This window comes from Mycolicibacter senuensis, from assembly GCF_002101885.1.
GTDB lineage: Bacteria > Actinomycetota > Actinomycetes > Mycobacteriales > Mycobacteriaceae > Mycobacterium > Mycobacterium senuense.
This window is the reverse complement of record NZ_LQPS01000043.1, coordinates 476,028-501,195: the sequence shown is the minus strand read 5'-3', so window position 1 is coordinate 501,195 and position 25,168 is coordinate 476,028. Positions and strand designations below refer to the sequence as shown.

At 69.0% G+C, this 25,168-nt stretch carries 25 protein-coding genes; 6 read left to right on the top strand and 19 right to left on the bottom strand.

The features are described 5' to 3' along the window. Positions 1-16: 16 nt before the first annotated feature. Together AWC24_RS16825 and AWC24_RS16820 are read right to left on the bottom strand one after the other, a co-directional pair. On the bottom strand, positions 17-886 hold the full coding sequence (locus AWC24_RS16825; RefSeq protein WP_085086808.1) for a dihydrodipicolinate synthase family protein: 870 nt from the start codon (positions 884-886) through the stop codon (positions 17-19). Between the two features lie 15 nt (positions 887-901). After that, positions 902-1,687: an aldolase gene (locus tag AWC24_RS16820; protein ID WP_085086806.1), complete on the bottom strand. Its 786-nt coding sequence runs from the start codon at positions 1,685-1,687 to the stop codon at positions 902-904. 81 nt (positions 1,688-1,768) lie between these two features. Here AWC24_RS16820 and AWC24_RS16815 point away from each other — a divergent pair, with 81 nt between their 5' ends. Together AWC24_RS16815 and AWC24_RS16810 are read left to right on the top strand one after the other, a co-directional pair. Beyond that, on the top strand, positions 1,769-2,308 hold the full coding sequence (locus tag AWC24_RS16815; protein ID WP_085086804.1) for a helix-turn-helix domain-containing protein: 540 nt from the start codon (positions 1,769-1,771) through the stop codon (positions 2,306-2,308). Then, positions 2,305-2,646 (top strand): gamma-glutamylcyclotransferase family protein, encoded by a 342-nt coding sequence (locus tag AWC24_RS16810; protein WP_085086802.1) that lies wholly within the window; start codon positions 2,305-2,307, stop codon positions 2,644-2,646. Before AWC24_RS16815 ends, AWC24_RS16810 begins: the two co-directional genes overlap by 4 nt. Before the next feature lie 25 nt (positions 2,647-2,671). Here AWC24_RS16810 and AWC24_RS16805 read toward each other — a convergent pair whose 3' ends face one another. The 3 genes from AWC24_RS16805 to AWC24_RS16795 all read right to left on the bottom strand — a co-directional run bounded on the left by AWC24_RS16805 (position 2,672) and on the right by AWC24_RS16795 (position 5,309). Continuing rightward, entirely contained in the window at positions 2,672-3,226 is a 555-nt protein-coding gene (locus tag AWC24_RS16805; protein ID WP_234807397.1) for an Rv2576c family protein, read from the bottom strand. A 72-nt stretch (positions 3,227-3,298) separates the two neighbouring features. Beyond that, positions 3,299-4,609 (bottom strand): histidine--tRNA ligase, encoded by a 1,311-nt coding sequence (gene hisS, locus AWC24_RS16800; RefSeq protein WP_085086800.1) that lies wholly within the window; start codon positions 4,607-4,609, stop codon positions 3,299-3,301. 22 nt (positions 4,610-4,631) lie between these two features. Continuing rightward, on the bottom strand, positions 4,632-5,309 hold the full coding sequence (locus AWC24_RS16795) for an MBL fold metallo-hydrolase (RefSeq protein ID WP_085086798.1): 678 nt from the start codon (positions 5,307-5,309) through the stop codon (positions 4,632-4,634). 109 nt (positions 5,310-5,418) lie between these two features. On the opposite strand from AWC24_RS16795, the gene AWC24_RS16790 reads away from it, so the two are divergent. Next, positions 5,419-6,303 carry a peptidylprolyl isomerase gene (locus AWC24_RS16790; protein ID WP_085086796.1) on the top strand — a complete coding sequence of 295 codons (885 nt, stop codon included), beginning with the start codon at positions 5,419-5,421 and terminating at the stop codon, positions 6,301-6,303. Here the strand turns inward: AWC24_RS16790 and AWC24_RS16785 are convergent. The 6 genes from AWC24_RS16785 to yajC form a co-directional block, all read right to left on the bottom strand. Continuing rightward, a complete protein-coding gene (locus tag AWC24_RS16785; RefSeq protein WP_085087167.1) occupies positions 6,300-8,624 on the bottom strand; it encodes a RelA/SpoT family protein in 2,325 nt (774 codons plus the stop codon). The genes AWC24_RS16790 and AWC24_RS16785 overlap by 4 nt on opposite strands. 108 nt (positions 8,625-8,732) lie before the next feature. Next, positions 8,733-9,278: an adenine phosphoribosyltransferase gene (locus AWC24_RS16780; RefSeq protein WP_085086794.1), complete on the bottom strand. Its 546-nt coding sequence runs from the start codon at positions 9,276-9,278 to the stop codon at positions 8,733-8,735. Then, positions 9,275-10,933: an ABC transporter substrate-binding protein gene (locus AWC24_RS16775; RefSeq protein WP_085086792.1), complete on the bottom strand. Its 1,659-nt coding sequence runs from the start codon at positions 10,931-10,933 to the stop codon at positions 9,275-9,277. The genes AWC24_RS16780 and AWC24_RS16775 overlap by 4 nt, the downstream gene beginning before the upstream one ends. Positions 10,934-10,938: 5 nt before the next feature. Beyond that, on the bottom strand, positions 10,939-12,264 hold the full coding sequence (gene secF / locus AWC24_RS16770) for a protein translocase subunit SecF (RefSeq protein WP_085086790.1): 1,326 nt from the start codon (positions 12,262-12,264) through the stop codon (positions 10,939-10,941). Between the two features lie 4 nt (positions 12,265-12,268). After that, positions 12,269-14,356 carry a protein translocase subunit SecD gene (gene secD / locus AWC24_RS16765; RefSeq protein ID WP_085086789.1) on the bottom strand — a complete coding sequence of 696 codons (2,088 nt, stop codon included), beginning with the start codon at positions 14,354-14,356 and terminating at the stop codon, positions 12,269-12,271. 217 nt (positions 14,357-14,573) lie between these two features. Then, positions 14,574-14,882 carry a preprotein translocase subunit YajC gene (gene yajC / locus AWC24_RS16760; RefSeq protein ID WP_085086788.1) on the bottom strand — a complete coding sequence of 103 codons (309 nt, stop codon included), beginning with the start codon at positions 14,880-14,882 and terminating at the stop codon, positions 14,574-14,576. A gap of 176 nt (positions 14,883-15,058) precedes the next feature. Between yajC and AWC24_RS16755 the strand changes: the two genes are divergently transcribed. After that, positions 15,059-15,379 (top strand): hypothetical protein, encoded by a 321-nt coding sequence (locus tag AWC24_RS16755; protein ID WP_109560513.1) that lies wholly within the window; start codon positions 15,059-15,061, stop codon positions 15,377-15,379. A 37-nt stretch (positions 15,380-15,416) separates the two neighbouring features. After that, positions 15,417-16,757 carry a 4-aminobutyrate--2-oxoglutarate transaminase gene (gene gabT, locus AWC24_RS16750; protein WP_085086787.1) on the top strand — a complete coding sequence of 447 codons (1,341 nt, stop codon included), beginning with the start codon at positions 15,417-15,419 and terminating at the stop codon, positions 16,755-16,757. Between the two features lie 9 nt (positions 16,758-16,766). Here gabT and ruvB read toward each other — a convergent pair whose 3' ends face one another. The 5 genes from ruvB to AWC24_RS16725 all read right to left on the bottom strand — a co-directional run bounded on the left by ruvB (position 16,767) and on the right by AWC24_RS16725 (position 20,656). Beyond that, the gene (ruvB, locus tag AWC24_RS16745) at positions 16,767-17,843 is read right to left on the bottom strand and encodes a Holliday junction branch migration DNA helicase RuvB (RefSeq protein ID WP_085086786.1); all 1,077 of its coding nucleotides are present in this window, start codon (positions 17,841-17,843) and stop codon (positions 16,767-16,769) included. After that, positions 17,840-18,430, bottom strand: a complete 591-nt coding sequence (ruvA, locus tag AWC24_RS16740; protein WP_085086785.1) for a Holliday junction branch migration protein RuvA — start codon at positions 18,428-18,430, stop codon at positions 17,840-17,842. Before ruvA ends, ruvB begins: the two co-directional genes overlap by 4 nt. Beyond that, positions 18,427-18,984 carry a crossover junction endodeoxyribonuclease RuvC gene (ruvC, locus tag AWC24_RS16735; protein ID WP_085087163.1) on the bottom strand — a complete coding sequence of 186 codons (558 nt, stop codon included), beginning with the start codon at positions 18,982-18,984 and terminating at the stop codon, positions 18,427-18,429. The genes ruvA and ruvC overlap by 4 nt, the downstream gene beginning before the upstream one ends. Before the next feature lie 100 nt (positions 18,985-19,084). Continuing rightward, positions 19,085-19,894, bottom strand: a complete 810-nt coding sequence (locus AWC24_RS16730) for a sulfotransferase family protein (RefSeq protein ID WP_085086783.1) — start codon at positions 19,892-19,894, stop codon at positions 19,085-19,087. A gap of 6 nt (positions 19,895-19,900) precedes the next feature. Further along, entirely contained in the window at positions 19,901-20,656 is a 756-nt protein-coding gene (locus AWC24_RS16725; RefSeq protein ID WP_085086782.1) for a YebC/PmpR family DNA-binding transcriptional regulator, read from the bottom strand. Positions 20,657-20,795: 139 nt separating this feature from the next. Here AWC24_RS16725 and AWC24_RS16720 point away from each other — a divergent pair, with 139 nt between their 5' ends. Further along, entirely contained in the window at positions 20,796-22,727 is a 1,932-nt protein-coding gene (locus AWC24_RS16720; RefSeq protein WP_085087161.1) for a cellulase family glycosylhydrolase, read from the top strand. Between the two features lie 7 nt (positions 22,728-22,734). On the opposite strand, the gene pdxT is transcribed toward AWC24_RS16720, so the two are convergent. The 3 genes from pdxT to pdxS are packed head-to-tail and all read right to left on the bottom strand — an operon-like array spanning position 22,735 to position 25,100. Then, complete coding sequence (pdxT, locus tag AWC24_RS16715; RefSeq protein ID WP_085086780.1) at positions 22,735-23,331, bottom strand: pyridoxal 5'-phosphate synthase glutaminase subunit PdxT; 597 nt, start codon at positions 23,329-23,331, stop codon at positions 22,735-22,737. Next, entirely contained in the window at positions 23,328-24,173 is an 846-nt protein-coding gene (tesB, locus tag AWC24_RS16710) for an acyl-CoA thioesterase II (protein ID WP_085086778.1), read from the bottom strand. The genes pdxT and tesB overlap by 4 nt, the downstream gene beginning before the upstream one ends. Before the next feature lie 9 nt (positions 24,174-24,182). Next, a complete protein-coding gene (gene pdxS / locus AWC24_RS16705; protein ID WP_085087159.1) occupies positions 24,183-25,100 on the bottom strand; it encodes a pyridoxal 5'-phosphate synthase lyase subunit PdxS in 918 nt (305 codons plus the stop codon). Positions 25,101-25,168 lie beyond the last annotated feature (68 nt).

Here is a 25,168-nt window from a genome sequence, read left to right as displayed (position 1 = left end):
GGTAAGCCGCCCCGGGTCAACCGAGCAGGCTGCGCAACTCGGCGCGGCCCGCCTCATCGAGGGGCAACAGCGGGCGCCGCGGCGCACCGGCGGGCACCCCGAGCAGTTCCAGCCCGGCCTTGACCGTGGTCGCCAGTCCCCCCGCCACGATGAAGGTCAGCAGCGGCTTCAGATCGTCGTAGAGCGCCTGCGCGGTGTCGAGGTCGCCCGCGGTGACCGCGCTATAGAGGTCCAGACACGGCTTCGCCCGCAGGTTGGGAGCCGCCGTGCACCAGCCGGCCGCTCCGGCGCGTAGGGCGTCGAGCACCAGCGGGTTGCTGCCGTTGAAGAACGGCAGCCGCTCGTCGGAGAGCTCGGCGATACGCAGCATCCGGGTCAGGTCGCCGGTGGACTCCTTGACCATGGTGACGTGCTCGATGTCCTCGAACATCCGCACCAGCAGCTCGGGGCTCATGTCCACTCCCGAGGTGGCCGGGTTGTTGTAGGCGACGATGTCGACGTCGACCGCGTCGGACACCGCCGCGTAGTGCGTGGTGATCTCCCGCTCGGAGAGCTTCCAGTAGGACACCGGCGCGACCATCACCGCGTCGGCACCGGCCTGCGCGGCGTAGCGGGCGCGGCGCACCGTCGTCGCGGTCGTCAGGTCCGAGACCCCGACCAGCACCGGCAACCGCCCGGCCACCGCCGCGACGGAGGCGTCGACGCATGCGTCGAACTCACCTTCGGTGAGGTAGGCGAGTTCACCGGTGCTGCCCAATGGAGCGATGGCATGCACACCGGCGTCGACGAGGCGTTCGATGACGGCAGTCAACACCGCGGTGTCGATACCGCCGTCGGTAAAGGGGGTGATCGGATAGCCGATGATGCCGTGCAACGGTGGCGCCACGAAGTGCTCCTTTGGTTATCGGGTGATCGCGTCAGGGTGGGCGGCCAGCGCCCGTCGGGCGTAGTAGGCGAAGTTGGCGGCGCTGCGGTTGGGCAGCAGGGTCCAGTCGTGGGCTTCGCGGGCCAGTTCCTCCGGCAGTTCTTTGATGGTGCCGGCGGCCATGGCGGCCAGCTGCAGTGCGGCGGCGCGTTCGATCAGCACCGCCAACGAGCACGCTTCCTCGACGCTGGCGCCGGCCACGATCTGACCGTGGTGCGCCAGCAGGATCGCCTTCTTGTCGCCCAGGGCTTGCGAGATGATCTCCCCCTCCTCGTTGCCGACCGGAACCCCGGGCCAGCTCGGCAGGAATGCGCAGTCGTCGTAGAGCGGGGTGGTGTCCATGTGTGAGACGACCAGCGGGGTCTCCAGCATTGACAGGGCGGCCACATGGAACGGGTGAGTGTGCACGATGCACTGCACATCGGGGCGCGCCCGGTAGATCCAGCTGTGGAATCGGTTGGCGGGGTTCGCCATTCCCTCGCCCTCGATGACGTTGAGATCTTCGTCGACGAGCAGCAGGTTGTCTTGCGTGATCTCGTCGAAGCCCAGGCCGAGCCGCTGGGTGTAGTAGGTGCCGGACGCCTCCGCACGGGCGGTGATCTGCCCGGCCAGCCCCGAGTCGTGGCCGCGGTCGGACAGCGCCCGGCAGGTCAGCGCCAGCTTCTGGCGGAGCGACCAGCTGTCCTGCTCGAAATTCTCCGCGAAGCGCCGTTCTGCCTGCTGAATCAGGTCGGACTTGGAGTCGTCGAACGTGCTGGCCATGACCGCTCCCCGGTAGACAACAGATGACACGACTGTAGTCGATAGGACACCTAGTGTCATACGTTGTGCCATCATGTCCGCATGACCGCACTGGTGCGCAATGTCCGCAGGCAGCAAGGGCTCACCCTCGAGGCGCTCGCCGAACGGACCGGGCTCACCAAGAGCTACCTGTCCAAGATCGAACGCAGCCGCAGTACGCCGTCGATCGCGACCGCCATCAAGGTGGCCCGGGCGCTGGATGTCGATGTGGCGCAACTGTTCGCCGAACGCGGCGACGAGGACCGGATCGCCGTCGACCGCGCAGCCGAGCGCAGCACCGATCGGCAACGCTATCGGGCGATGGCCTCACACATGCTGGGAAAAACGATGTCTCCGTTCGTGTTACGGCCCGCTGGACGCAGTGCCCGGCCCGCCCACCCGCTGCACTCGCACCATGGCGGCCAGGAGTTCGTGTTCGTCCACGCCGGGACCGTCGAACTGGTGTACGGCGATGAGAGCTGGACCCTGGCGGCAGGCGACAGCGCCTACTTCGACGCCTCGGTCAGTCACCGCATCCGCGCGGTGGGCGCCGAGCCCGCCGAGGTCATCGTCGTGGCCACCGACGGGGCCGGCGCCCGGTGAGCACCGAACTGCTGTTCTCCTACGGCACACTGCGGCTACCCGAGGTGCAGCGCAGCACTTTCGGGCGCGAACTCGACGGCCGGCCCGACGCCATCGTCGGCTACGACCTGGACTACGTGACGATCACCGACCCCGAGGTGGTGGCGCTCAGCGGCAGCGACCGCCACCCGATCCTGCGCCCGTCGACGGCGCCGGCGGCAGCTGTCAGCGGCACAGTATTCGCCATCAGCACCGACGAACTGGCCGCCGCCGACGACTACGAAGTCGACGCGTACCGACGGATCTCGATGCCGCTGCGCTCCGGCGCGCAGGCCTGGGTCTATGTGTTCGCCGGCTGAGCCGGCGGGATCTAACGACCAGGCCTCACCAGGGGCGAGTCGAGCAGGTCACGCCGCTGCCGCCCTGCTGGGAGACGACCACGTCGCCGTCGACGGCGATCTCGCAGCGGAACTCGGGGTTGATCCGCAATCCCCCGCTGGCGGTGACCAGCGCCCACTGGCCCGGGTCGGCCAGCGTGGCGGTGTAGACCAGCGGTTGACCTCCGCCGATCGGCACCCGGACGGTCTCCAGGTACTCCGATGAGTTGGCGTTGTAGGCCGCCATGCTCGGCGGGTCGGTCTTGATGTAGGAGATGTTGCCGGTCAGGTCGCTGGTGGCGGTGATGGTGTAGGTGACCTCGTGACCCCCCGTGGTGCTCTTCTTCGGGGTCTCGCCCGCCGGCTTCGGGGTGTCGTCCGCCGGCTTCGGGCTCTCCTCCGACGGTTCGGCCGCATTCTGCGTCGGGGCCGGCGATTCCGCCGAAGAATCCGTCGAGGGCGCCGGCTCCGCCAGTGACGTCGCCGGGCCGGCCAGCACTCCGGCCGACGCCGCGAGCAGCGTCGCACCGAGCACGGCTGTCACATTCCGCATGGTCGTCATACCGCGCCACGGTACCGGAGAGTCACCGCCGGCCCGTCGGTCGCGGATCGCGCGAGACCCGCCAGTTCGCCCTCACGCAGGCGTTTCGCCGGATTCTCCGGCGTTGCTGCGATCTCGCGACAGCCGACCCAGCACCTCGGCGACCACGTCGTCGAACGCCACCTCGAGCTGCTCCCCGGTGGCCAGATTCTTGACGCCGACCGTGCCGGCTTCCAGGTCGCGGTCGCCGGCCACCAGCGCCACGACGGCACCGGAACGATCCGCGGCGCGCATCGCGCCCTTGAGCCCGCGGTTGCCGTAGGCCAGATCCGCCCGCACCCCGGCGGCGCGCAGCCGGCCGGCCAGTACCGCCAGCCGAAGTTTGGCCGCCTCGGACAGTCCCACCCCGAACACATCGCATCGGCTGGTCGCGCCCACCGCCTTGCCTTCGGCGGCCAGCGCCAGCAGGGTGCGGTCCACCCCGAGCCCGAAACCGATCCCGGACAGATCCTGCCCGCCGAGTTGGCGCATCAGTCCGTCGTAGCGGCCGCCGCCGCCGATCCCCGATTGCGCGCCGAGCCCGCCGTGCACGAACTCGAAGGTGGTCTTGGTGTAATAGTCCAACCCGCGCACCATGCGTGGGTTGATCTCGTAGGCGACGCCGAGGGCGTTCAGGTGCGCCAGCACGGTGTCGAAATGCGCTCTGGCCCCGGCGGAGAGGTGGTCGAGCATCAGCGGGGCGTCCGCGGTCATCTCTTTGACCTCCGGGCGCTTGTCGTCGAGCACCCGCAGCGGGTTGATCTCGGCGCGCCGGCGGGTCTCTTCATCCAAGTCGAGGCCGAACAGGAACTGCTGCAACAACTCTCGGTAAGCCGGCCGGCAGGTGTCGTCGCCTAGCGAGGTGATCTCGAGCCGGAAACCGTCCAAGCCCAGCGAGCGGAAACCGGCGTCGGCGACCGCGATCACCTCGGCGTCCAGCGCGGGGTCGTCCACCCCGATGGCTTCCACCCCGACCTGCTGTAGCTGCCGGTACCGGCCGGCCTGTGGACGCTCGTAGCGGAAGAAGGGCCCCGAGTAGCACAGCTTGACCGGCAGTTGACCGCGGTCCAGGCCGTGCTCGATCACCGCGCGCACCACCCCGGCGGTGCCCTCGGGCCGCAGCGTCACCGAACGGTCGCCGCGATCGGCGAAGGTGTACATCTCCTTGGAGACCACATCGGTGGACTCCCCCACCCCACGGGCGAACAGCGCGGTGTCCTCGAAGATCGGCAACTCGATGTCGCCGTAGCCGGCACGGCGGGCCGCCGCCAACAGTCCGTCGCGCACCGCGACGAAGGAGGCCGAAGTCGGCGGTACACCGGGAACATAGTCGGGCACCCCTTTGGGTGCGGCGAACGTGCTCACGCACTCAGCCCTTTCAACGTGCTCACGCACTCAGCCCTTCTAGGAACGGGTTGAACCGGCGTTCGGCGCCGATGGTGGTCTTGGGTCCGTGGCCGGGCAGCACCACGGTGGAATCGTCGAGGCGCAACAGTTTGTCGACGATCGAGTTCATCAGGTCGCGACCGCTGCCACCGGGCAGGTCGGTGCGGCCGACCGAATTCTGGAACAGGGTGTCCCCGCTGAACACCACCTCGGCGGCGTCACCGTCGACCCGGAAGACCACCGAACCGCGGGTATGCCCGGGAGTGAAATCGACGGTGACCGTGGTGTCGCCCAGGCCGATCTTGTCCCCGTCGCGATCCAGCTCGACCAGCTGTTTGGGTTCGGAGAACATCACCTTGCTCAAGACGCCGAACAGTGCCTGGCCCGGCAGCGTGCCGAGAGACCGCAGTGGGTCGGTGAGCATGAAGCGGTCCTCGGGGTGGATGTAGGTCGGGCAGCCGTAGGTGTCGGAGACCTTCTGCGCCGACCAGATGTGGTCGATGTGGCCGTGGGTGAGCAGCACCGCCGACGGCGTCAGCCGATTCTCGTCGAGGATGTGGCGCAGCCGGGCCATCGCGCGCTGACCGGGGTCGACGACGATCGCATCGGCGCCCTGCCGCTGCGCCAGGACGTAGCAGTTGCATGCCAACATCCCGGCGGGGAATCCGGTGACCAACACGTGGACCAGTTTCCCATTGCGTGCCGTTGCGGCGCGGACGTGGGCGGTGCTGGCAGACTTTGGCAGACTGTAGAGCCGACTCACCAGCGAGCCAGGAGGTATTCCGGCGGTGTCCACGAACGAAGAACGACGCGCTCAAGCCAAGCGCAAGCTGGACGAACAGGTGCAGCAGCGCGCCGAGGCGGCAACCAAGCAGCGCCGGATACTGATGATCGCCGGCGGCGTGGTTGCCGTGGCGCTGCTGGCCGGCGTGGTGTTCGTGGTGCTGCGCGACGACGGCGACAGCGGCAACGTTAACGCCGCCCCGACGTCGGAGGTCTCGGACGCTCCGGCGCCCTCGCCCGGCGAGCCCGGTCAGCTGCCGAAGTTCACCGCATCACCCACCCTGGGCGCCGACTGCCAGTACCCCAAGGCGCGCCCGGCCAGCAAGCCGGTCGAGCCGCCGCGCTCCGGCAAGGTCCCGACCGAGCCGGCCGAGGTCAGCGTGTCGATGATGACCGACCAGGGCCCCATCGGGTTGATGCTCGACAACGCCCAATCCCCCTGCACGGTCAACAGCTTCATCAGCCTGGGCGCCAAGGACTTCTTCGCCGGCACCCAGTGCCACCGGTTGACCACCTCTCCGATGCTCAGTGTGCTGCAGTGCGGCGACCCGGCCGGCGACGGCACCGGAGGGCCCGGCTATGAGTTCGCCAACGAATACCCCACCGACCAGTACGCGCCGAACGACCCAGCAGCCCAGCAGCCGGTGACCTACCCGCGCGGCACCCTGGCGATGGCCAACGCCGGGCCCGGCACCAACGGCAGCCAGTTCTTCCTGGTCTACCAGGATTCGATGCTGCCGCCGCAGTACACGGTGTTCGGCAAGATCCAGGACGACGGGCTGGCCACTCTCGACAAGATCGCCGAGGCCGGTGTCGCGCCGGGCGGCCGCAGCACCGATGACGGCCCGCCGGCCACGAAGGTGACCATCAAGTCCGTGCGCGCCGACTAGGCCGCCGAGGTCACCCGGTAGACGTCGTAGACGCCCTCGACGTTGCGCACCACGTTGAGCAGGTACCCGAGATGCTTCGGGTCGCCCATCTCGAAGGTGAACCGGCTGATCGCCACCCGATCCCGCGACGTGGTGACCGAGGCCGACAAGATGTTGACCTTCTCATCAGCGAGCACCTTGGTCACATCCGACAACAACCGGTGCCGGTCGAGCGCCTCGACCTGGATGGCCACCAGGAACACCGACGACGGCGACGGCGCCCACTTGACCTCGATGATCCGCTCGGCCTGCTGGCGCAGCGCGTCGGCGTTGGTGCAGTCGGTGCGATGCACCGACACCCCGCCGCCGCGGGTCACGAAGCCCATGATCTCGTCGCCGGGCACCGGGGTGCAGCACTTGGCCAGCTTGGTCAGCACCCCGGTGGCGCCGGGAACCGCCACACCGACGTCGTCGGTGTGCCGCTCGCGGCGCGGGATCGTGAGCGGAGTGGAGCGCTCGGCCAAGTCCTCCTCCGCTTGGTCCACCCCACCGAGTTGGGCCACCAGCCGCTGCACCACGTGGTGCGCCGAGATGTGGTTCTCCCCGACCGCGGTGTACAGCGCGGACACGTCGCTGTAGTGCAGTTCGCGGGCCACCGCGACCATCGACTCACCGCTGATCAGCCGCTGCAGCGGCAGCCCCATCCGGCGCACCTCGCGGGCGATCGCGTCCTTGCCCGATTCCAGCGCCTCCTCGCGGCGCTCCTTGGCGAACCATTGCCGGATCTTGGCCTTGGCCCGCGGCGACACCACGAACTGCTGCCAGTCCCGCGACGGGCCGGCGTTCTGGGCCTTGGAGGTGAAAACCTCGACCACTTCGCCGTTCTCCAGCTTGCGCTCCAGCGCCACCAGCCGGCCGTTGACCCGGGCGCCGATGCAACGGTGGCCCACCTCGGTGTGCACGGCGTAGGCGAAGTCCACCGGGGTGGAGCCGTTGGGCAGCGTGATCACGTCGCCCTTGGGCGTGAAGACGAAGATCTCCTTGACGGCCAGGTCGTAGCGCAACGACTCGAGGAATTCGCCGGGGTCGGCGGCTTCCCGCTGCCAGTCCAGCAGCTGGCGCATCCAAGCCATGTCGTCGATCTCGGCGGCGGCGTTCGGATGCGGAACAACGTTGCGGCCCTTGGCCTCCTTGTAGCGCCAGTGCGCGGCGATGCCGTATTCGGCGGTGCGGTGCATCTCCCGGGTACGGATCTGGATCTCCAGCGGCTTGCCCTCCGGGCCGATCACCGTGGTGTGCAGCGACTGGTAGACCCCGTAGCGGGGCTGGGCGATGTAGTCCTTGAACCGCCCGGCCATCGGCTGCCACAGCGAGTGCACCACTCCGACCGCGGCGTAGCAGTCCCGGATCTCGTCGCACAGGATCCGCAGGCCCACCAGGTCGTAGATGTCGTCGAAGTCGCGGCCCCGCACGATCATCTTCTGATAGATCGACCAGTAGTGCTTGGGCCGGCCTTCGACGGTCGCGGTGATCTTCGACTTGGCCAGCGTGTTGATGATCTCGGTGCGCACCTTGGCCAGGTAGGTGTCGCGGGACGGCGCCCGGTCGGCCACCAGCCGGACGATCTCCTCGTACTTCTTCGGGTGCAGGATCGCAAACGACAGATCCTCGAGCTCCCATTTGACCGTGGCCATACCCAGCCGGTGTGCCAGTGGCGCAATGACTTCCAGTGTTTCACGGGCTTTGCGTGCCTGCTTCTCCGGCGGCAGGAAGCGGATGGTTCGCATGTTGTGCAGCCGATCGGCGACCTTGATCACCAGCACCCGCGGGTCGCGCGCCATCGCGATGATCATCTTGCGGATCGTCTCGGCTTCGGCGGCGGTGCCCAGCACCACCTTGTCGAGCTTGGTCACCCCGTCGACCAGGTGGGAGACCTCGTCGCCGAACTCCCCGGCAAGCGCAGTCAGCGTGTAGCCGGTGTCCTCGACGGTGTCGTGCAACAGCGCGGCCACCAGCGTGGTGGTGTCCATCCCCAGCTCCGCCAGGATGGTGGCCACGGCCAGCGGGTGGGTGATGTAGGGGTCTCCGGAGTGCCGCAACTGGGTGGCGTGCCGTTGTTCGGCGACCTCGTAGGCGCGTTGCAGCAACGCCAGGTTCGCCTTCGGGTAGAACTGCCGGTGCACTGCGACCAGTGGTTCCAGCACCTGGCTGAGCGCGCCGCGCTGGGCGGTGATCCGGCGGGCGATCCGGGCCCGGACCCGTCGGGAGGCGCTGGTGGGCACCTTGAGCAGATCGGTGCGTTCAGTGGGCGAGTCCTGGGCGGGCGCCTCCGAGACCACCACCGGCCGGGCGCCGCCGTCGCGCCGGTCCTGGGCCGCCCCTTCTTCGAAGCCCGCTGCCGAGCCTTGTTCCGAGCCCACTCCCTTCACCTCCGACCACGAGACTATCGGCTAAACCCGATACAGGCTGGTTAGCTGCAGCGGCGCCACCGCGGCGCGCCCGCCCATGTCGGCCAACTCCAGCACCACCGCGACCGCAACGACCTCGGCTCCGGCGCGGCGCAACAACCGCTGCGCGGCCGCCAGGGTACCGCCGGTGGCGAGAACATCGTCGACGATGACCACCCGGCGGCCGGTCAGATCGATCCCGTCGGCCGGAATCTCCAGCACGGCCTGGCCGTACTCGAGTTGATAGGCCTCCGACAGTACCGGCGGCGGCAGCTTGCCGCCCTTGCGCACCGCCAGCGCACCCACCTCGAGTCGGTCGGCGATGGCCCCGGCCAGCAGAAACCCCCGGGCGTCGATGCCGGCGACCAACTCTGCCCCGGCTGCGGTTCGCGCCAGCGCCTCGGTGACCGCGGCCAGCCCAGCGGCGTCGGCGAACACCGGGGTCAGGTCTTTGAACGCGATTCCGGGACTGGGGAAATCGCCCACCTCGCGGGTCAACGACGCGATGATCCCGGCGACATCATCGGCCGGCCGTTCGGCGGGGTTCACTGTTGCAGCGCCCAGCGGTCCATGTTCCAGCCCGCACCCCAACGGGTCGGGTTGGCGGCGACGCCATAGGTCTTCTTCGATGACAGCAGGGTGCGCTGCTGCCGGTAGAGCGGCAGCGTCGGCATGTCCGCCCACAGCACCGGTGCGCTCTCGGCCAGCAGCCGGACCAGGTCCGCCGGATCGGCGGTCACCGCCAGCGCGGAGATGATGCCGTCGATCTGGTCGTTGTGGTAGCCCGACAGGTTGTTGCCGTTGCCGCTGAACAGCTCGTAGGCATCCATCACCGACGATCCGGTCGAGCCGCTACCGGTGGACCCGCCGGTGCTGGCCAGCAGCACGTCGATCTGGCCTTCCCGCAGGGAGTGCGGCCCGATGCGGTCGGATGCCATCTCGGTGACCGTGATGCCGGCCGGTGCGCACGAGCCGCTGATGGCCCCGACCACCGCGGCCAGTCGGGTGTTCGGGCCGCGGTAGCCGATCCGCACGGTCAGCGGTTTGCCGCCCAGGGTGTCCCGGGCTGCATTGGCATCGGCCTGCGCGAACTGTTGGGCCTCGGGCACGTTCTCGGCCTGGTCGAACGCGTCGTCCATGGCCGTGTTCAGCCGCGAGTTGACCATCGGCACCCCGGCGTCGCGGGCGATGACGTCCCGCGGGGTGCACAGCGCCACCGCCCGGCGCGCCGGGATCTCCGACAGTGGGCCGGATGGAGCGAAGATCAGCTGCTCGATACCACCCGACGGGCTGTCGCTGCTCTGGTAGTCGTCGGGGGTGATCACCGACCCGGCGGACCCGGTCGCCACGTCGACGACCTCCACCACGCGTTTGTTGACGCGGTCGGCGATATCGGCGCCCTGCGGCCACACCGTGACCCGTCTGGTGACCGGCGTGGCACCCCACCAGAGGTCGTTGGCGACCAGCACGACGGCGCCGCCCTCGAGCACCGAGTCGATCCGGTAGGGCCCCGACGACGGGAAGTGCCGCAGATCGGCCTTGTCGTCGAGCTGCCAGGTGGTGTTCCAGGCCTGGGCGATCCTGGCCACGACCTCCTCGGCCGGCGGCTCATCACCCAGGAACGCCTCGGTGATGTTCAAGCCGAGCAGGTCGTTGAGGATGTGCGACGGCATCATCGACGTCGCGGTGAACAGTTCCTCGTAGTCGACGATGTTGCGGTCGCCGAAGAACGACACCCGGGCCTTCTTGGCCCCGGGCTGGCATTCGATGTGCTCGATATCGAGGTAGCCGGCGCGGCTGGCGGCGTCGAAGCCCGGGAACCGCCCGGATTGCGCTGCCCAGGCGAGGACCAGGTCATCGCAGGTGATCGGCTTGCCGTCGGAGTAGACCGCCGCCTCGGCGATCTGGTAATCCAGCACCAGCGGGGCGCGGCCCACCACCGAGATGCTGCCGAAGTCGTGGTCGGCGACGATCTGCCCGTCCGGGCCGTGGTAGCCGAAGCCGGTCAGGGTCCGGGAGAACGCCTGCGGCCCCGCCGAGGCGGCGCCGGCCACCGAGGTGGTGTTGTAGGTGATCAGCCCGCCGTCGACGGCGTAGTCGATCTGATCGACGGTGGCGCTGGTGCAGGCCGACACCGACCAGACGCCCAGCGCGGTGGCGGCCGCCACCACCCACGCCGCCGCGTGCCGCCAGCGGGCCGCCATCGGCGCTACCGTCCGGTGCCGGGCTTGCCGGTCGGACGCTGGGTGCGCCGGCTGGTGGGACGGACCGGCTTGGCGCCCGGCGCCGGGGCCGCCGGCGTCGCCGCGGTGCCGACGTCCGCGTTCTCGGCCGTCTCCCCCTCATCGAGATCGGCGGCGTCGTCGGCCGCGTCGTCGGCCGGCGCGGCTTTCGAACCCGATGTGGCCTTGCGCCGCCGCATCACCCGGCGGTTGTGGTTCTGCACCAGTTCGGTGCGTTCTCGCAGCGTGACCAGTAGCGGCGTGGCCAGGTAGATCGACGAATAGGTGCCGACGATGACGCCGACCAGCTGCACCAGCGCCAGGTCCTGGAGCGTTCCGACCCCCAGCAACCACACCGCGACCACCATCAGCGAGATGATCGGCAGCGCAGAGATCAGGCTGGTGTTGATCGACCGCATGAAGGTCTGGTTGACCGCCAGGTTGGCCTCTTCGGCGAAGGTGCGCCGGGTTTTGTGTTCGAAGCCGTGGGTGTTCTCCTCGACCTTGTCGAACACGATGACGGTGTCATAGATGGAGAACCCGAGGATGGTCAGCAGGCCGATCACGGTGGCTGGGGTGACCTCGAACCCGACCAGCGAATACACCCCGGCGGTGACGACGATGTCGAACACCATCGAGATCATCGCCGCCAGCGTCATGAACCACTCGTAGCGAACGGTGATGTAGAGCGACGCCAGCAGCAGGAACACCACCAGCGCGATCACGGCCTTCTGGGTGATCTGTCCGCCCCAGGTCTCCGACACCGCCGAGTCGCTGATCGCCAGTTTGCTCGGTTGCCCGTCGGGGCCGACGGGCTGGAACGCGTCAAACAGTGCGTCGCGCAGCTTGTCGGTCTCCTCGATGGTCAGCGTCTCGGCGCGGATCTGCACGGTCGCCGAGCTGCCGTTGCCGACCACGACCACCGATTCGGGACTGCTGCCGACGGTGTCGCGGAACACCTGCTCGACCTGGGTGATCGAGGTGTCGCCGCGGGGGAACGACACCTTGGTGCCGCCGGCGAAGTCGATGCCGAAGGTGAAGCCACGGATCAGGATGCTCAAGATGGCGATCGCGACCATCGCACCGCTGATCGCGTACCACATCCGCCGCTTACCGATGACCTCGAACGCGCCGGTGCCGGTGTAGAGCCGCGACAGGAAGCCGTGTTGCGGCGGCCGCGGCGCGCCGGTGGTCTTGCGCGCCGTCTCTTCCACGGCGGTGCCGGTCTCGGTGAGTTCGACCGCGCCTGACTCGTTCTTCTTCGCGGACTTCGTCGCGCGCTTCGCGCCGCTGCTGGTGCTCGGTTTGGCCATCTGGCTATCCCTGTCCCGTCGACTGGGCGGTCACCCGCGCGCCCGTTTTGGCTGCCGGCTTGCCACCCGATCTCGCCACCGCCCGCCGCTCACGTGCGACCTGCTGCACCGCGCCGAGACCGTTGTAGCTCGGTTTGGCCAGCGTCGGCGACTTGGACGCCAGATAGACCAGCGGCCAGGTCACCAGGAACACCACCACCAGGTCGAGGATGGTGGTCAGCCCCAGCGTGAACGCGAAGCCCTTCACCTGGCCGACCGCCAGGAAGTACAGCACCGCCGCGGCCAGGAAGGTCACCGCGTTACCGGACACGATCGTCTTGCGGGCCCGGGTCCATCCGCGCGGCACCGCGGAGCGGAAGGATCGGCCTTCCCGGATCTCGTCCTTGATGCGTTCGAAGAACACCACGAACGAGTCGGCGGTGGTGCCGATACCGATGATCAGACCCGCGATACCGGCCAGGTCGAGCGTGTAGTTGATGTATCTGCCCAACAGCACCAGGATCGCGTAGACCATGGCGCCGGCGACCACCAGCGACAGCGCGGTGAGCACCCCGAGCACCCGGTAATAGAGCAGTGAATACACCAGCACCAGCAGCAGGCCGATCGCGCCGGCGATCAGGCCGGCCCGCAGCGACGTCATTCCCAGTGTGGCCGAGACGGTTTCGGCTTCGGAGGACTCGAACGACAGCGGCAATGACCCGTACTTCAGCACGTTGGCCAACTGGCGCGCCTCGTCCTGGGTGAATCCCGGTGAGCCGCCGGTGATCTGGGTTCGGCCGCCGGGAATCGCCTCTTGGATCTGCGGCGCGCTGACCACCTGCGAGTCCAAGGTGAACGCGGTCTGGGTGCCGATGTGGGCCGCGGTGTAGTCGGCCCAGACGTCGGCTGCGCCGCTCTTGAACTGCACCTGCACGATGTTGGAGCCGCTGCGCTGGTCCATGCCCGAGCTGGCGTCGGCGATCTGGTCGCCGCTGATGATCGACGGCGCTAGCAGGTATGCCGTCTGATGGTCCTGTGAGCAGGTCACCAGCGGCAGATCCGGGTCGTCATTGCCGGCCAGGATGTCTTCCTTGTCGCACCGGCTGGCCTGGATCTGCAGAGCCAGCGCCTGGACCACCTTGTTGTCGCTCTGCCGCAACCGCTTCTCGGCGGCGATGCGGGCCGCCAGGCCCTGAGGCTGGCCGGCCTGGCCGGGCTGGCCCGGGATACCCGGCATGCCGGGCAGACCGGGCAGGCCCGGCAGTTGGGCGCCCGGGATCGGCGGCTCGGCCGGTGTGCCCGGTTCGGTGGGCTCCGGGGTCTCGGAGGCGCCCGGCGTGGTGGTCTCGGTGGCGTTCTCCGGTTCAGGGCTCTCCGAGGTGGTGCCCGGCGTGGGAGCCGGTTCCTGCGGGTAGGGCCGCGGCTGAGCCGGCGGGAACAGCGGCTGCTGCGGCAGCGAGCCGCCGTTGCCGCCCAGGGCACCGCCGCCTGCCCCGGCGTCGCCCGGCAAGCCCTGCCCGCCCGAGGGGAGCTGGCCACCGGTGGCCGGCATCCCGGGCAGGCCGGGGCTGCCGCCCGGGAGACCGGGCAGTCCGCCCGGCACACCGGGCACTCCGCCCGGAACACCGGGGACCCCGCCCGGGACACCGGGGAGTCCCGGCGGCAAACCGGGCTGCCGGGGTCCGCCGGGAAGTCCTGGCATCTGACCGCCGCCGGCCTGTTTGGCTTCCTCCACCGACACCCCGCTGATCACCGGTCTGATGTAGAGCCGGGCCGTCTGCCCGAGGGTGCGCGCTTCATTGCCGTCGCTGCCGGGCACGGTGATGACCAGGTTGCTGCCGTCGATGATGACCTCGGAACCGGACACGCCCAGACCGTTCACCCGCGCGCTGATGATCTGCTGCGCCTGGTTGAGCGCGTCACGGGTCGGGGCCGAGCCATCCGGGGTGCGGGCGGTGAGCGTCACGCGGGTGCCGCCCTGCAGGTCAATGCCGAGTTTCGGCTCGGCCAGCTTGTCTCCGGTCAGGAATACCAGCAGGTAGACACCGATGAGCATTGCCAGGAACACCGCCAGACTGCGGGCAGGGCGCACCGGCGCCGAAGGCGATGCCACGTTGCTTCAGTCTCCTTCGCTCATTGCACGATGCGCACTCGCGATCGTCGGGGCTGGTCCGCGCTCGGTCCATTGCCGACGGTCAGTTCGACTGCACCCGCAAAAGGGTACGTGCCCGGCTGTCGGGCTCGCTCGTTGGGCGGGCGTTGGGCGCGTCGGCCGCTGCCGCGACGGCGGCGACCCGCTGCGCCCGGCTCCGCCGCGCCTGCGATCGCCGTCAGGCGTCTTCGGTGGCCTGTTCGACCGCCGCTTCGGCGGCGAAGTCCTCCGGCTCGATCTTGTCGCGGATCGCCAGCTTCATCCAGGTGGTCACCACACCGGGCGCGATCTCCAGATCGACGTCGTCATCGGTGATACCGGTAATCGTGGCCGCCAGCCCGGAGGTGGTGTGGACCCGGTCTCCGACCCGCAATGACTCGTGCAGGTCGATGGTGGCCTGCATCGCGCGCTTCTGCCGCCGCGAGGCGAAGAACATAAACGCGCCCATGACGATGAGCAGCGGCAGGAAGGCAACCATGCTATTCATGACGACAACCGATCTTTCGAGTTGGGGTATTGGTCTTGCGCGCCGGTTCACGTGTGACGGGCCGCGGTGATGACAACAGTCTGCCATTGTGTCGGACGACTCCGAGTCGGTACCGCGGTCGGACCCTTAGGCTGTGTGAGCAATCGGGGGTCAGGATTCTCCAGAAAGGTCGGGCGATGAGGAATTTCGCGTGTGGTCTGGCTACCGCCGTGGCGCTGGCGGCAGCCCCCCTGGCGGTAGGTGCGATCGCGCTGCCCGCCGTCGGATCGGCGGCACCGCTGGACTGCCCGGGCGGTCAGTACTGGGAGCCGAGCACCAACACCTGCATGCCCCTCGGCCAGGGCCCCACGCCGCTCGACTGCACGGAAGGCCAGTACTGGGAACCGAGCACCAACACCTGCATGCCCCTCGGCCAGGGCCCCACGCCGCTGGACTGCCCGCCCGGCGAATGGTGGAACCCGTTCGGCAACGCCTGCCGGCCGCTGGGCCAAGTCTGACCTGTCGCAACCACCGCTGAGGAGACCGCTCATGTCTGTGTCGACACTGCAGCAGAGCCGTCACCTGGCCACTGAGATCCCCGGCCCCGGTTCGGTGCGGCTGGCAAGCCGCCGCGCGGCGGCCGTCGCCCGCGGCGTGGCCAGCACGCTGCCGGTGTACGCGGCCCGCGCCGGCGGGGGCATCGTGGAGGACGTCGACGGCAACCGGCTGATCGATCTGGGCTCGGGCATCGCGGTGACCACCGTCGGCAACGCCGCACCGCGCGTCGTCGACGGAGTGCGCGAGCAGGCCGGCGAGTTCACCCACACCTGCTTCATGGTCACGCCCTACGAGGGATATGTGGCCGTCGCCGAAGCGCTGAACCGGCTCACCCCGGGCACCTATGAGAAGCGTTCGCTGCTGCTCAACTCCGGCGCCGAAGCCCTGGAAAACGCCGTCAAGATCGCTCGCGCCTACACCCGCAAGTCGGCGGTGGTGGCGTTCGACCACGGCTACCACGGCCGCACCAATCTGACGATGGCGCTGACGGCCAAGTCGATGCCCTACAAGAGCGGGTTCGGGCCGTTCGCCCCCGACATCTACCGCGCACCGACGTCCTACCCCTACCGTGACGCCCTGCTCGACAAGGAGTTGGGCAGCGACGGCGGGCGGGCCGCGGAGCGCACCGTCGCTGTCCTGGAGAACCAGATCGGCGCCCACAACCTGGCCGCGCTGGTCATCGAACCGATCCAGGGCGAGGGCGGATTCATCGTTCCGGCACCGGGTTTCCTGCCCACGCTGCTGTCTTGGTGCCGCGACAACGACGTGGTGTTCATCGCCGACGAGGTGCAGACCGGATTCGCGCGCACCGGGGCGATGTTCGCCTGCGAACACGAACCCATCGAGCCCGACCTGATCTGCACCGCCAAGGGCATCGGCGGCGGATTGCCGCTGGCGGCGGTCACCGGTCGTGCCGAGATCATGGACGCTCCCCACGTCAGCGGCCTGGGCGGCACGTTCGGCGGGAACCCGCTGGCGTGCGCGGCGGCGCTGGGGGCGTTGGCCACCGTGGAGGCCGACGATCTGCTGGGGCGGGCCCGCCAGATCGAGCGGCTGATGTTCGAGCGACTGGGCCGGCTGCAGGCCGACGATGCTCGCATCGGCGATGTTCGCGGCCGCGGCGCCATGATCGCCGTCGAGTTGGTGCGACCCGAGGGCACCGAACCGGACGCCGCGTTGACCAAGGCGCTGGCGTCGGCGTGCCACCGGGCCGGCGTGATCGTGTTGACCTGCGGCACGTTCGGCAATGTGTTGCGGCTGCTACCGCCGCTGACCATCAGCGACGAACTGCTGGCCGAGGGGTTGGACGTGCTGGCCGGCGAGCTGGGCAAGCTGTAACCGGGCCGTTCAGTCGGTCTCGAACAGTCCCCGTTCCCCGTAACCGGGCGGTATCCCCAGCCCGGCGGCTCCGGCCGGCGGCACCATGCCCAGATGTGTCCAGGCTGCCGGCGTCGCGACGCGGCCCCGGGGCGTGCGCGCGACCATCCCGGCGCGCACCAGAAACGGTTCGCAGACCTCCTCCACGGTGGCCGCTTCCTCCCCCACCGCCACCGCCAGGGTGGAGACCCCGACCGGGCCGCCGCCGAAACTGCGGGTCAACGCCGACAGCACCGCCCGGTCGAGCCGGTCCAGGCCCAGCTCGTCGACGTCGTAGACGGCCAGCGCGGCCTTGGCCACGTCACGGGTGATCACCCCGTCGGCGCGCACCTCGGCGTAATCGCGGACCCGGCGCAGCAGCCGGTTGGCGATCCGCGGGGTGCCCCGGGAGCGCCGGGCGACCTCGGCCGCGGCATCGGACCCCAGTTCGATGCCCAGGATCGTCGCCGACCGGGCCAGCACCAGCTGCAGCTCGGCGGGCTCATAGAAATCCATGTGCGCGGTGAACCCGAACCGGTCGCGCAGCGGGCCGGTCAACGCACCGGAGCGGGTGGTCGCCCCGACCAGCGTGAACGGCGCGACTTCCAGCGGTATCGACGTCGCCCCGGGACCTTTGCCCACCACGACGTCGACCCGGAAGTCCTCCATGGCCAGATAGAGCATCTCCTCGGCGGGCCGGGCGATGCGGTGGATCTCGTCGATGAACAACACATCGTGCTCGACCAGATTCGACAGCATCGCGGCCAGGTCGCCGGCACGTTCCAGCGCGGGACCCGACGTCACCCGCAATGAGCTGCCCAGTTCACTGGCGATGATCATCGCCAGCGACGTCTTGCCCAGCCCGGGCGGACCCGACAGCAGGATGTGATCCGGTGTGCCACCGCGGTTCTTGGCGCCCTCGATCACCAGCTGCAACTGCTCGCGCACCCGGGGCTGGCCGATGAATTCCGCCAGGCTGCGCGGACGCAGGCCGGCCTCGACATCGCCCTCGCCGACCGTCAACGCCGGCGACACCTCGCGGTCATCGGCCGTGCCGGGTTCGCTCACTTGGTCTTCCCCAGCCGGCTCAGCGCGGTGCGCAGCGCATCCGACGTGCTGGCGTCCGGGGCCTCAGCCAGCACCTTGTCGATGGCCTCCTCGGCCTGCTTGGCCGCAAACCCCAGGCCGACAAGTGCTTCCACCACCGGTGCGCGCACCGCATGGCCGTTGAACACGGCCCCGTCGGGTGCTGCCACCGGTCCGATCTTGTCGCGCAGTTCCAGCACCAGGCGCTCGGCCCCACGTTTGCCGATCCCGGGTACCCGGGTCAGCGCGGTGACGTCGCCATCGGCCAGCACCCGGCGCAGCGCGGTTGCGTCGTAGACCGCCAGGGCGGCCAGTGCGATCTTGGGCCCGATCCCCGAAACCCCGATCAACGTCAGAAACAGGTCCCGCGCATCGGCGTCGGGGAACCCGTACAGCGTCATCGAGTCCTCGCGCACGATCATCGCGGTGATCAACCGGGATTCGCTGCCGCGGCGCAGCATCGACAGCGTCGCCGGGGTGGCCATCACCTTGTAGCCGACCCCGGCCGCCTCGATCACCACATGGTCGAGTGCGATGTCGATGACTTCACCGCGCACCGAGGCGATCATGCCCGGGCCGCCTTGAGCTTGGCGGCGTAGCGGCGTCGCTGCTCGGCGGCCAGCGCCTCGGCCGCCGCCATCCGCGCGATCATCGGGGCCCGCCAGCAGTGGCAGATCGCCAGCGCCAGCGCGTCCGCCGCGTCGGCGGGTGTGGGCTTCTGCTGCAAGCCGAGGATCCTGGTGACCATCGCCGTCACCTGCGCCTTGTCGGCCGAGCCGTTTCCGGTCACCGCGGCCTTGACCTCGCTGGGCGTGTGGAAATGCACGTCGATGCCACGGCGGGCGGCCGCCAGCGCGATCACCCCGCCGGCCTGGGCGGTGCCCATCACCGTGGAGACGTTCTGCTGGGAGAACACCCGCTCGACGGCGACGACATCGGGACAGTGGGTGTCCAGCCAGTGCTCGGCGGTGTCACTGATCGTCATCAGCCGCTGGGGCAGCGGCTGATCGGCCGGGGTGCGCACCACGTCGACGTCCAGAGCGACGACCTGGCGTCCGCTGCCGCCTTCGACCACCGACAATCCGCAGCGGGTCAACCCGGGGTCGACACCCATCACCCGCACCGCCAACTCCCTACCGTTGTGAACATCTGTTCGAACAGTAGCGGTTGGGGGCGACAGTCCCGGGCAGGACACGCGGGGGCGGCAGCGGATCCTGTTGCCGTCACACCACCCGCAAGCCCGCCGGGACGGCGGCCGGGTCGCGCCAGAACGCGTCGTTGACGAACCGGTTGAACAGGTCCGGGGGCAGGATGGTCTCGCGAGGCTGGGCCCTGACTTCACTGTGCACGGTGTGCAGCCCCGGCGTTCCGGCCCGTTCGTCGAAGTCGGTGACGTCGAAGTCGATGTGGTCGAAGCTGTGCTCGAACATCGGCTCACCGATGAAGTCGTAGATGGCTCGCATGGTGCGGGCGGGCTCGGAGGTCAGCGTCTCGTACTGCACCACCAGCAGCCGGTCGCGCTGTGCGCCGAAACAGGCCTGTTTGAGCATGTCGTAGGCCGCGCCGACCATGCCGTCTTGTCCCACCACGCCGTTGGCGCGGGTGTAGACGGTGCCGCCGGGGTTGAAGCCGAAGATCGACGACGGCGTGAACACGTTGCGCTGGATCAGCCGTTCGATGCTGTCGACCACCCACGGCAACTCCCGCACGCAGGCGATCACCTTGGCGTCTGGGAACAGCCGCGAGACCGCCGCCATCCAGCCGCACCACCCCCGGTTGGTATCGAAGACCACGTCGGCTGGGCAGTCGGCGTAGAAACTGTCGAACAGCCCGTGCAGGATCCGCTCCCGCTTGGCGTCGTCGATGAACACCGAGAACTCGTTGCGGGCGCTCATCTCGCCGAGCAGGGCGCCGAACAATCCGGCCAGCGGGCCCGACATCCCGGCCTCGAATCGCGGGTTCTGCCGCAGCAGCGCAGCCAGCAGCGTCGAGCCCGACCGGGGTAATCCCGAGATGAAATGAATCGCCGACACCGGCCGCTACTCGGACTCGAGGGCGGCCAGGACCTCGTCGGACAGCTCGACGTTGGTCCAGACGTTCTGTACGTCGTCACTGTCTTCGAGCGCCTCGACCAGCTTGAACACCTTGCGGGCGCCGTCGACGTCGACGGGGACGCTGACCGACGGCTGGAAACTGGCCTCGGCCGCGTCGTAGTCGATGCCGGCGTCGACCAGCGCGGTGCGCACCGCCACCAGATCGCCCGGCTCGGAGATCACCTCGAAGCTCTCCCCCAGGTCGTTGACATCCTCGGCGCCGGCATCCAGCACCGCCACCAGCACGTCGTCCTCGGTCAGGCCGTTCTTCTCCAGCGTGACGGTGCCCTTGCGGCTGAACAGGTAGGCGACCGAACCCGGGTCGGCCATCTGGCCGCCGTTGCGGGTCATCGCCACGCGCACCTCGCTGGCGGCGCGGTTGCGGTTGTCGGTCAGGCACTCGATGAGCACCGCCACCCCGTTGGGTCCGTAGCCCTCGTAGGTGATGGTCTGGTAGTCCGCGCCGCCGGCTTCCTCACCGGCGCCGCGCTTGCGCGCCCGCTCGATGTTGTCGTTGGGCACCGAGTTCTTCTTGGCCTTCTGGATGGCGTCATACAACGTGGGGTTGCCGGATGGGTCACCGCCACCGACTCGTGCCGCGACCTCGATGTTCTTGATCAACCGGGCGAAGTTCTTGCCGCGGCGGGCGTCGATGACGGCCTTCTTGTGCTTGGTGGTGGCCCACTTGGAATGGCCGCTCATAGCCGTCCTACCTAACTGTGGCTGGAGAAAAGTCAGCCCGACAAGTCTACGGCCACGGCGTCGGCGCTCGGCACGAGCACCTTGCCGGGCGGAGCCCGCGGATTATTATGAGCTGGGTCACAATACCGTGGAGGTCTCGATGTCCGATGCCCGCTCCACACGCCCAGGCCGGGTCTCCGGCATAGCAACGACGGTCGGGGTGCTGGTCGCCGCCGGGATGGCCACGCTGGCCGGTGCGCCCGATGCCGGCGCCGACGATTTCGACATCGGCGCCTGGTTCGACCCGGACGTGATGTCGACGGCGGCCGAGACGGCCTTCCGGCAACTGGTCGTCGACCCGATCCACGACGGGATCGAGGACTGGATCCACAGCGACCTCGGCCAGCAGATCGACACCGCCATCAACCAGCTCTCGGGGCTGTACCTGATCGGCGATGGTGCCCCGGGAACGGCGGAGAACCCCGACGGCGGCGTGGGCGGGCTGTGGTTCGGCGACGGCGGCGACGGCTGGGACGCCACCGGTGCCGGTCAGGCCGGCGGGGACGGCGGGGCGGCGTTGAGCCTCTTCGGCATCGGCGGCGACGGGGGCGACGCCGTCGACGGCGACACGCTCAGCGGCCTGCCCGCTCTCGGCGGGGCCGGCGGCAACGGCGGTCTGCTCGGCAGCCACGGCGCGGTCGGCGCGTTCGGCACTTTGGCGAGCGGTCCGCCGGTCGTGACCACCGGCGGACTCGACAGCATCGACACCTGGATCACCGACGGCGATGGCCGGGTGGTGGTGTTGCACGGCCTCGCCGAGGTGTACAAGGTCGCGCCGTTCGCGCCGTCGGCCATCGGCTTCGGCGACGACGACGCGCAGTTCCTGGCCGACAACGGCTTCAATGTGGTGCGGCTGGGCGTGATCTGGGCCGGTGTGGAACCGCAGCCGGGCGTGTTCGACCGGTCCTACCTGGACTCCATCGACGAGACCGTGCAGACGCTGGCGCGCCACGGCATCCATGTCGTCCTCGACATGCACCAGGACGGCTACAGCAGTGTGTTCGGCGGCGAGGGCGCACCGGAGTGGGCCACCCAGACCGGCGGGCTGCCCAACCCGAGCCTGGGCTTCCCGTACGACTACTTTTTCAATCCGGCGCAGTACCACGCCTGGGATGCGCTGTGGTCCAACACAGCAGCCCCCGACGGTATGGGGCTGGCCAACCATTACGCGCAGATGTGGGAGTACGTCGCCGATTACTTCCACGGCAATCCGAATGTGGCCGGCTACGAGATCATGAACGAACCCTGGGGCGGCAGCTTCGGGGTGGGCAGCTACTTCGGGACCGGGATCCTGACACCGTTCTACAACCAGGTCGACGCCGCGATCCGGGCGGTCGACCCGAGCACCCCGGTGTACTTCGAACCGGATCTGCTCACCACCAATGGGCTGCCGCTGACGCTGGGCACCGTCGACGACCCGAACAGCGTGCTGTCGTTCCACGACTACGCGGACAGCTTCCTGCCCGGCCTGGGCCTCGGCGCCCAGAGTGCGAGTAACGCGGTGACATATGGGACTTCGCACAACATCCCGGTGCTGCTGAGCGAATTCGGGGCGACCAACGACTACTCGAACATCAGCGACACGCTGCGCATCGCCGACCAGAACCGCATCGGCTGGACCGAGTGGGAGTACAGCGACAAGGGCGATATCACCACCACCGGCGGCGGCAACGGCTGGCTGGTCGCTGACCCCGCCCGGCCGCCGACCGGCGACAATCTCGACACCGAGAAACTAGCAGCGCTGGCCACGCCCTACCCGCAGGCGATCTCGGGCACCCCGAGCTCCTGGTCGTTCGACTCGGCCACCGGGACCTTCCAGTTGAGCTACTCCACCGAGCGGGCCGACGGTCTGGGCAGCTTCGGCGACGGGTCGCAGACCACCATCTCGACGCCCGCGGTCGAATATCCGAACGGCTATCAGGTGAGTGTCACCGGCGGGCAGGTGGTTTCGGCGCCCAAGGCCGCGGTGTTGACCATCGCATCAGACCCCGGCGCCGACACCGTCAGCGTCACGGTGCGCCCCGCCGGCTGAGGGCCGATCAGGTTCGCCCGGTGACGATGTCGACGAACAGCCGGTGGATTCGGCGGTCGCCGGTCACCTCCGGGTGAAACGAGGTGGCCAGCACGCCGCCCTGCCGCACCGCGACCGGATGCCCGGCGACTTCGGCCAGCACCTGCACCCCGGGCCCGACCCGCTCCACCCAGGGTGCCCGGATGAACACCGCATGCACCGGCTCGGCCAGTCCGGCGAAGGTCACGTCGCCCTCAAAGGAGTCGACCTGTCGCCCGAACGCGTTGCGCCGCACCGTCATATCGATTCCTGCCAACGGGATGGCGGCACGGCCCTCGGCGCCGGCGTCGACGATCTCACCCGCCAACAGGATCATTCCCGCGCAGGATCCGTAGGCCGGCATCCCGTCGGCCAGCCGGGCCCGCAGCACATCGACCAGTTCCAGCTCGCGCAGCAGATGACTCATGGTGGTCGACTCGCCGCCGGGAAGCAGCAGCGCGTCGACGGCATCGAGTTCCGCACGGCGGCGCACCGGCACCGGCTCGGCGCCGACGGCAGCCAGTGCGGCGAGGTGTTCGCGCACGTCGCCCTGTAGTGCGAGCACGCCGATGCGCGGCCCGCTCACTGACCGGCCGGCTGGTACCCGGCCGGGTATCGGGTCAGCCCCTCCTGCATGACGGCCGCCACCATGTCCCCGGCCTGGTTGTAGATCTTGCCCTGGGTCAGCGCCCGGCCGGCGCCCGCCGACGGGGACGACTGGTCATAGAGCAGCCATTCGTCGGCCCGGAAGGGGCGCATGAACCACATCGCGTGGTCCAGCGACGCCACCTGCAGGTGGTCGCGGTCGCCCGCGTGGATCGACCAGGCGGAGCCCAGCAGGGTCAGGTCGCTCATGTAGGCCAGCGCGCAGATATGCAGTACCTGATCGTCGGGCAGTCGATCGCGGTGGCGGAACCAGACCTGCTGTTCGGCGACCTTGCCCGGAATGTGCGGCAACAGCTCACGCGGCACCCGGCGCAGCTCCCACTCGGCGAACGCCTTGAAACCCTCGTCATCGAACGCCTTCATGGCGGCGATGTCGGGCAGATCCTGCGGCACCGGCGCGTCGGGCATGGCATCCTGGTGCTCGATGCCGCGTTGCTCGCCCTGAAACGACGCCGACATGTTGAAGATCGTCTCACCGTGCTGCACCGCATTGACCCGCCGCGTACAGAACGAACCGCCGTCACGCACGCGTTCGACCAGAAAAACCGTGGGCGCCTTGGCATCTCCGGGCCGCAGGAAATAGCCGTGCAGGGAATGGACCCGGAACTTCGGGTTCACGGTGCGCACCGCCGACACCAGCGCCTGCCCGGCAACATGCCCGCCGAAGGTGCGCTGGTTGTCGGCCGAGAACGGACTGAACACGCTTCCGCGGTAGATGTTGACCTCGAGTTGCTCGAGATCGAGGATCTCTTCGATCGCCACGGAGAATGTCTACCAGCCGCGTTCGGCAAGCCGGTGCGGTTGCGCGATGTCCTCCACGTTGATACCGACCATCGCCTCGCCCAGTCCCCGCGAAACCCGCGCCAGCACGCCCGGGTCGTCATGGAAGGTGGTGGCCTTGACGATGGCCGCCGCACGCGCCGCCGGGTCACCGGACTTGAAGATGCCGGAGCCGACGAACACTCCCTCCGCGCCGAGTTGCATCATCATCGCCGCATCGGCCGGGGTGGCGATGCCACCGGCGGTGAACAGCGTCACCGGCAGCTTGCCGGCCTTGGCGACTTCGGCGACCAGTTCGTAAGGCGCCTGCAGTTCCTTTGCCGCGACGAACAATTCGTCTTGCGCCAGCGACGTGAGCCGGCGGATCTCGCCGCCGATGGCACGCATGTGGGTGGTGGCGTTGGAGACATCCCCGGTTCCGGCCTCGCCCTTGGAGCGGATCATGGCCGCGCCCTCGGTGATCCGGCGCAGCGCCTCACCGAGGTTGGTCGCCCCGCACACGAACGGAACGGTGAACTGCCACTTGTCGATGTGGTGGCTGTAGTCGGCCGGGGTGAGTACCTCCGACTCGTCGATGTAGTCGACCCCGAGGCTTTGCAGGATCTGCGCTTCGACGAAGTGCCCGATACGCACCTTGGCCATCACCGGGATGGTGACCGCGGCGATGATGCTCTCGATCATGTCGGGGTCGCTCATTCGCGACACCCCGCCCTGAGCGCGGATGTCGGCAGGCACCCGCTCCAGCGCCATCACCGCGACGGCGCCGGCCCCCTCGGCGATCCGGGCTTGTTCGGCGGTGACGACGTCCATGATGACGCCGCCCTTGAGCATCTCGGCCATGCCGCGCTTGACCCGCGCAGTACCCGTCTGCCCGCCGGGTGCCGAACCGTTCTGCGCCGCGCTGTCCACTGAATGCTTCTCCTTGCTGGCCACTGATACCCGCTCAGTGTAGTGGGCCGACGCCACCGGTTTTCCCG

Excerpts from the sequence above, each read along its gene's own strand:
- AWC24_RS16820 (WP_085086806.1), bottom strand. The coding sequence starts at position 1,687 with ATGGCCAGCACGTTCGACGACTCCAAGTCCGACCTGATTCAGCAGGCA.
- AWC24_RS16815 (WP_085086804.1), top strand. The coding sequence starts at position 1,769 with ATGACCGCACTGGTGCGCAATGTCCGCAGGCAGCAAGGGCTCACCCTC.
- AWC24_RS16805 (WP_234807397.1), bottom strand. The coding sequence starts at position 3,226 with ATGACGACCATGCGGAATGTGACAGCCGTGCTCGGTGCGACGCTGCTC.
- AWC24_RS16775 (WP_085086792.1), bottom strand. The coding sequence starts at position 10,933 with ATGGCGGCCCGCTGGCGGCACGCGGCGGCGTGGGTGGTGGCGGCCGCC.
- secF (WP_085086790.1), bottom strand. The coding sequence starts at position 12,264 with ATGGCCAAACCGAGCACCAGCAGCGGCGCGAAGCGCGCGACGAAGTCC.
- yajC (WP_085086788.1), bottom strand. The coding sequence starts at position 14,882 with ATGAATAGCATGGTTGCCTTCCTGCCGCTGCTCATCGTCATGGGCGCG.
- AWC24_RS16755 (WP_109560513.1), top strand. The coding sequence starts at position 15,059 with ATGAGGAATTTCGCGTGTGGTCTGGCTACCGCCGTGGCGCTGGCGGCA.
- ruvA (WP_085086785.1), bottom strand. The coding sequence starts at position 18,430 with ATGATCGCCTCGGTGCGCGGTGAAGTCATCGACATCGCACTCGACCAT.
- AWC24_RS16725 (WP_085086782.1), bottom strand. The coding sequence starts at position 20,656 with ATGAGCGGCCATTCCAAGTGGGCCACCACCAAGCACAAGAAGGCCGTC.
- AWC24_RS16720 (WP_085087161.1), top strand. The coding sequence starts at position 20,796 with ATGTCCGATGCCCGCTCCACACGCCCAGGCCGGGTCTCCGGCATAGCA.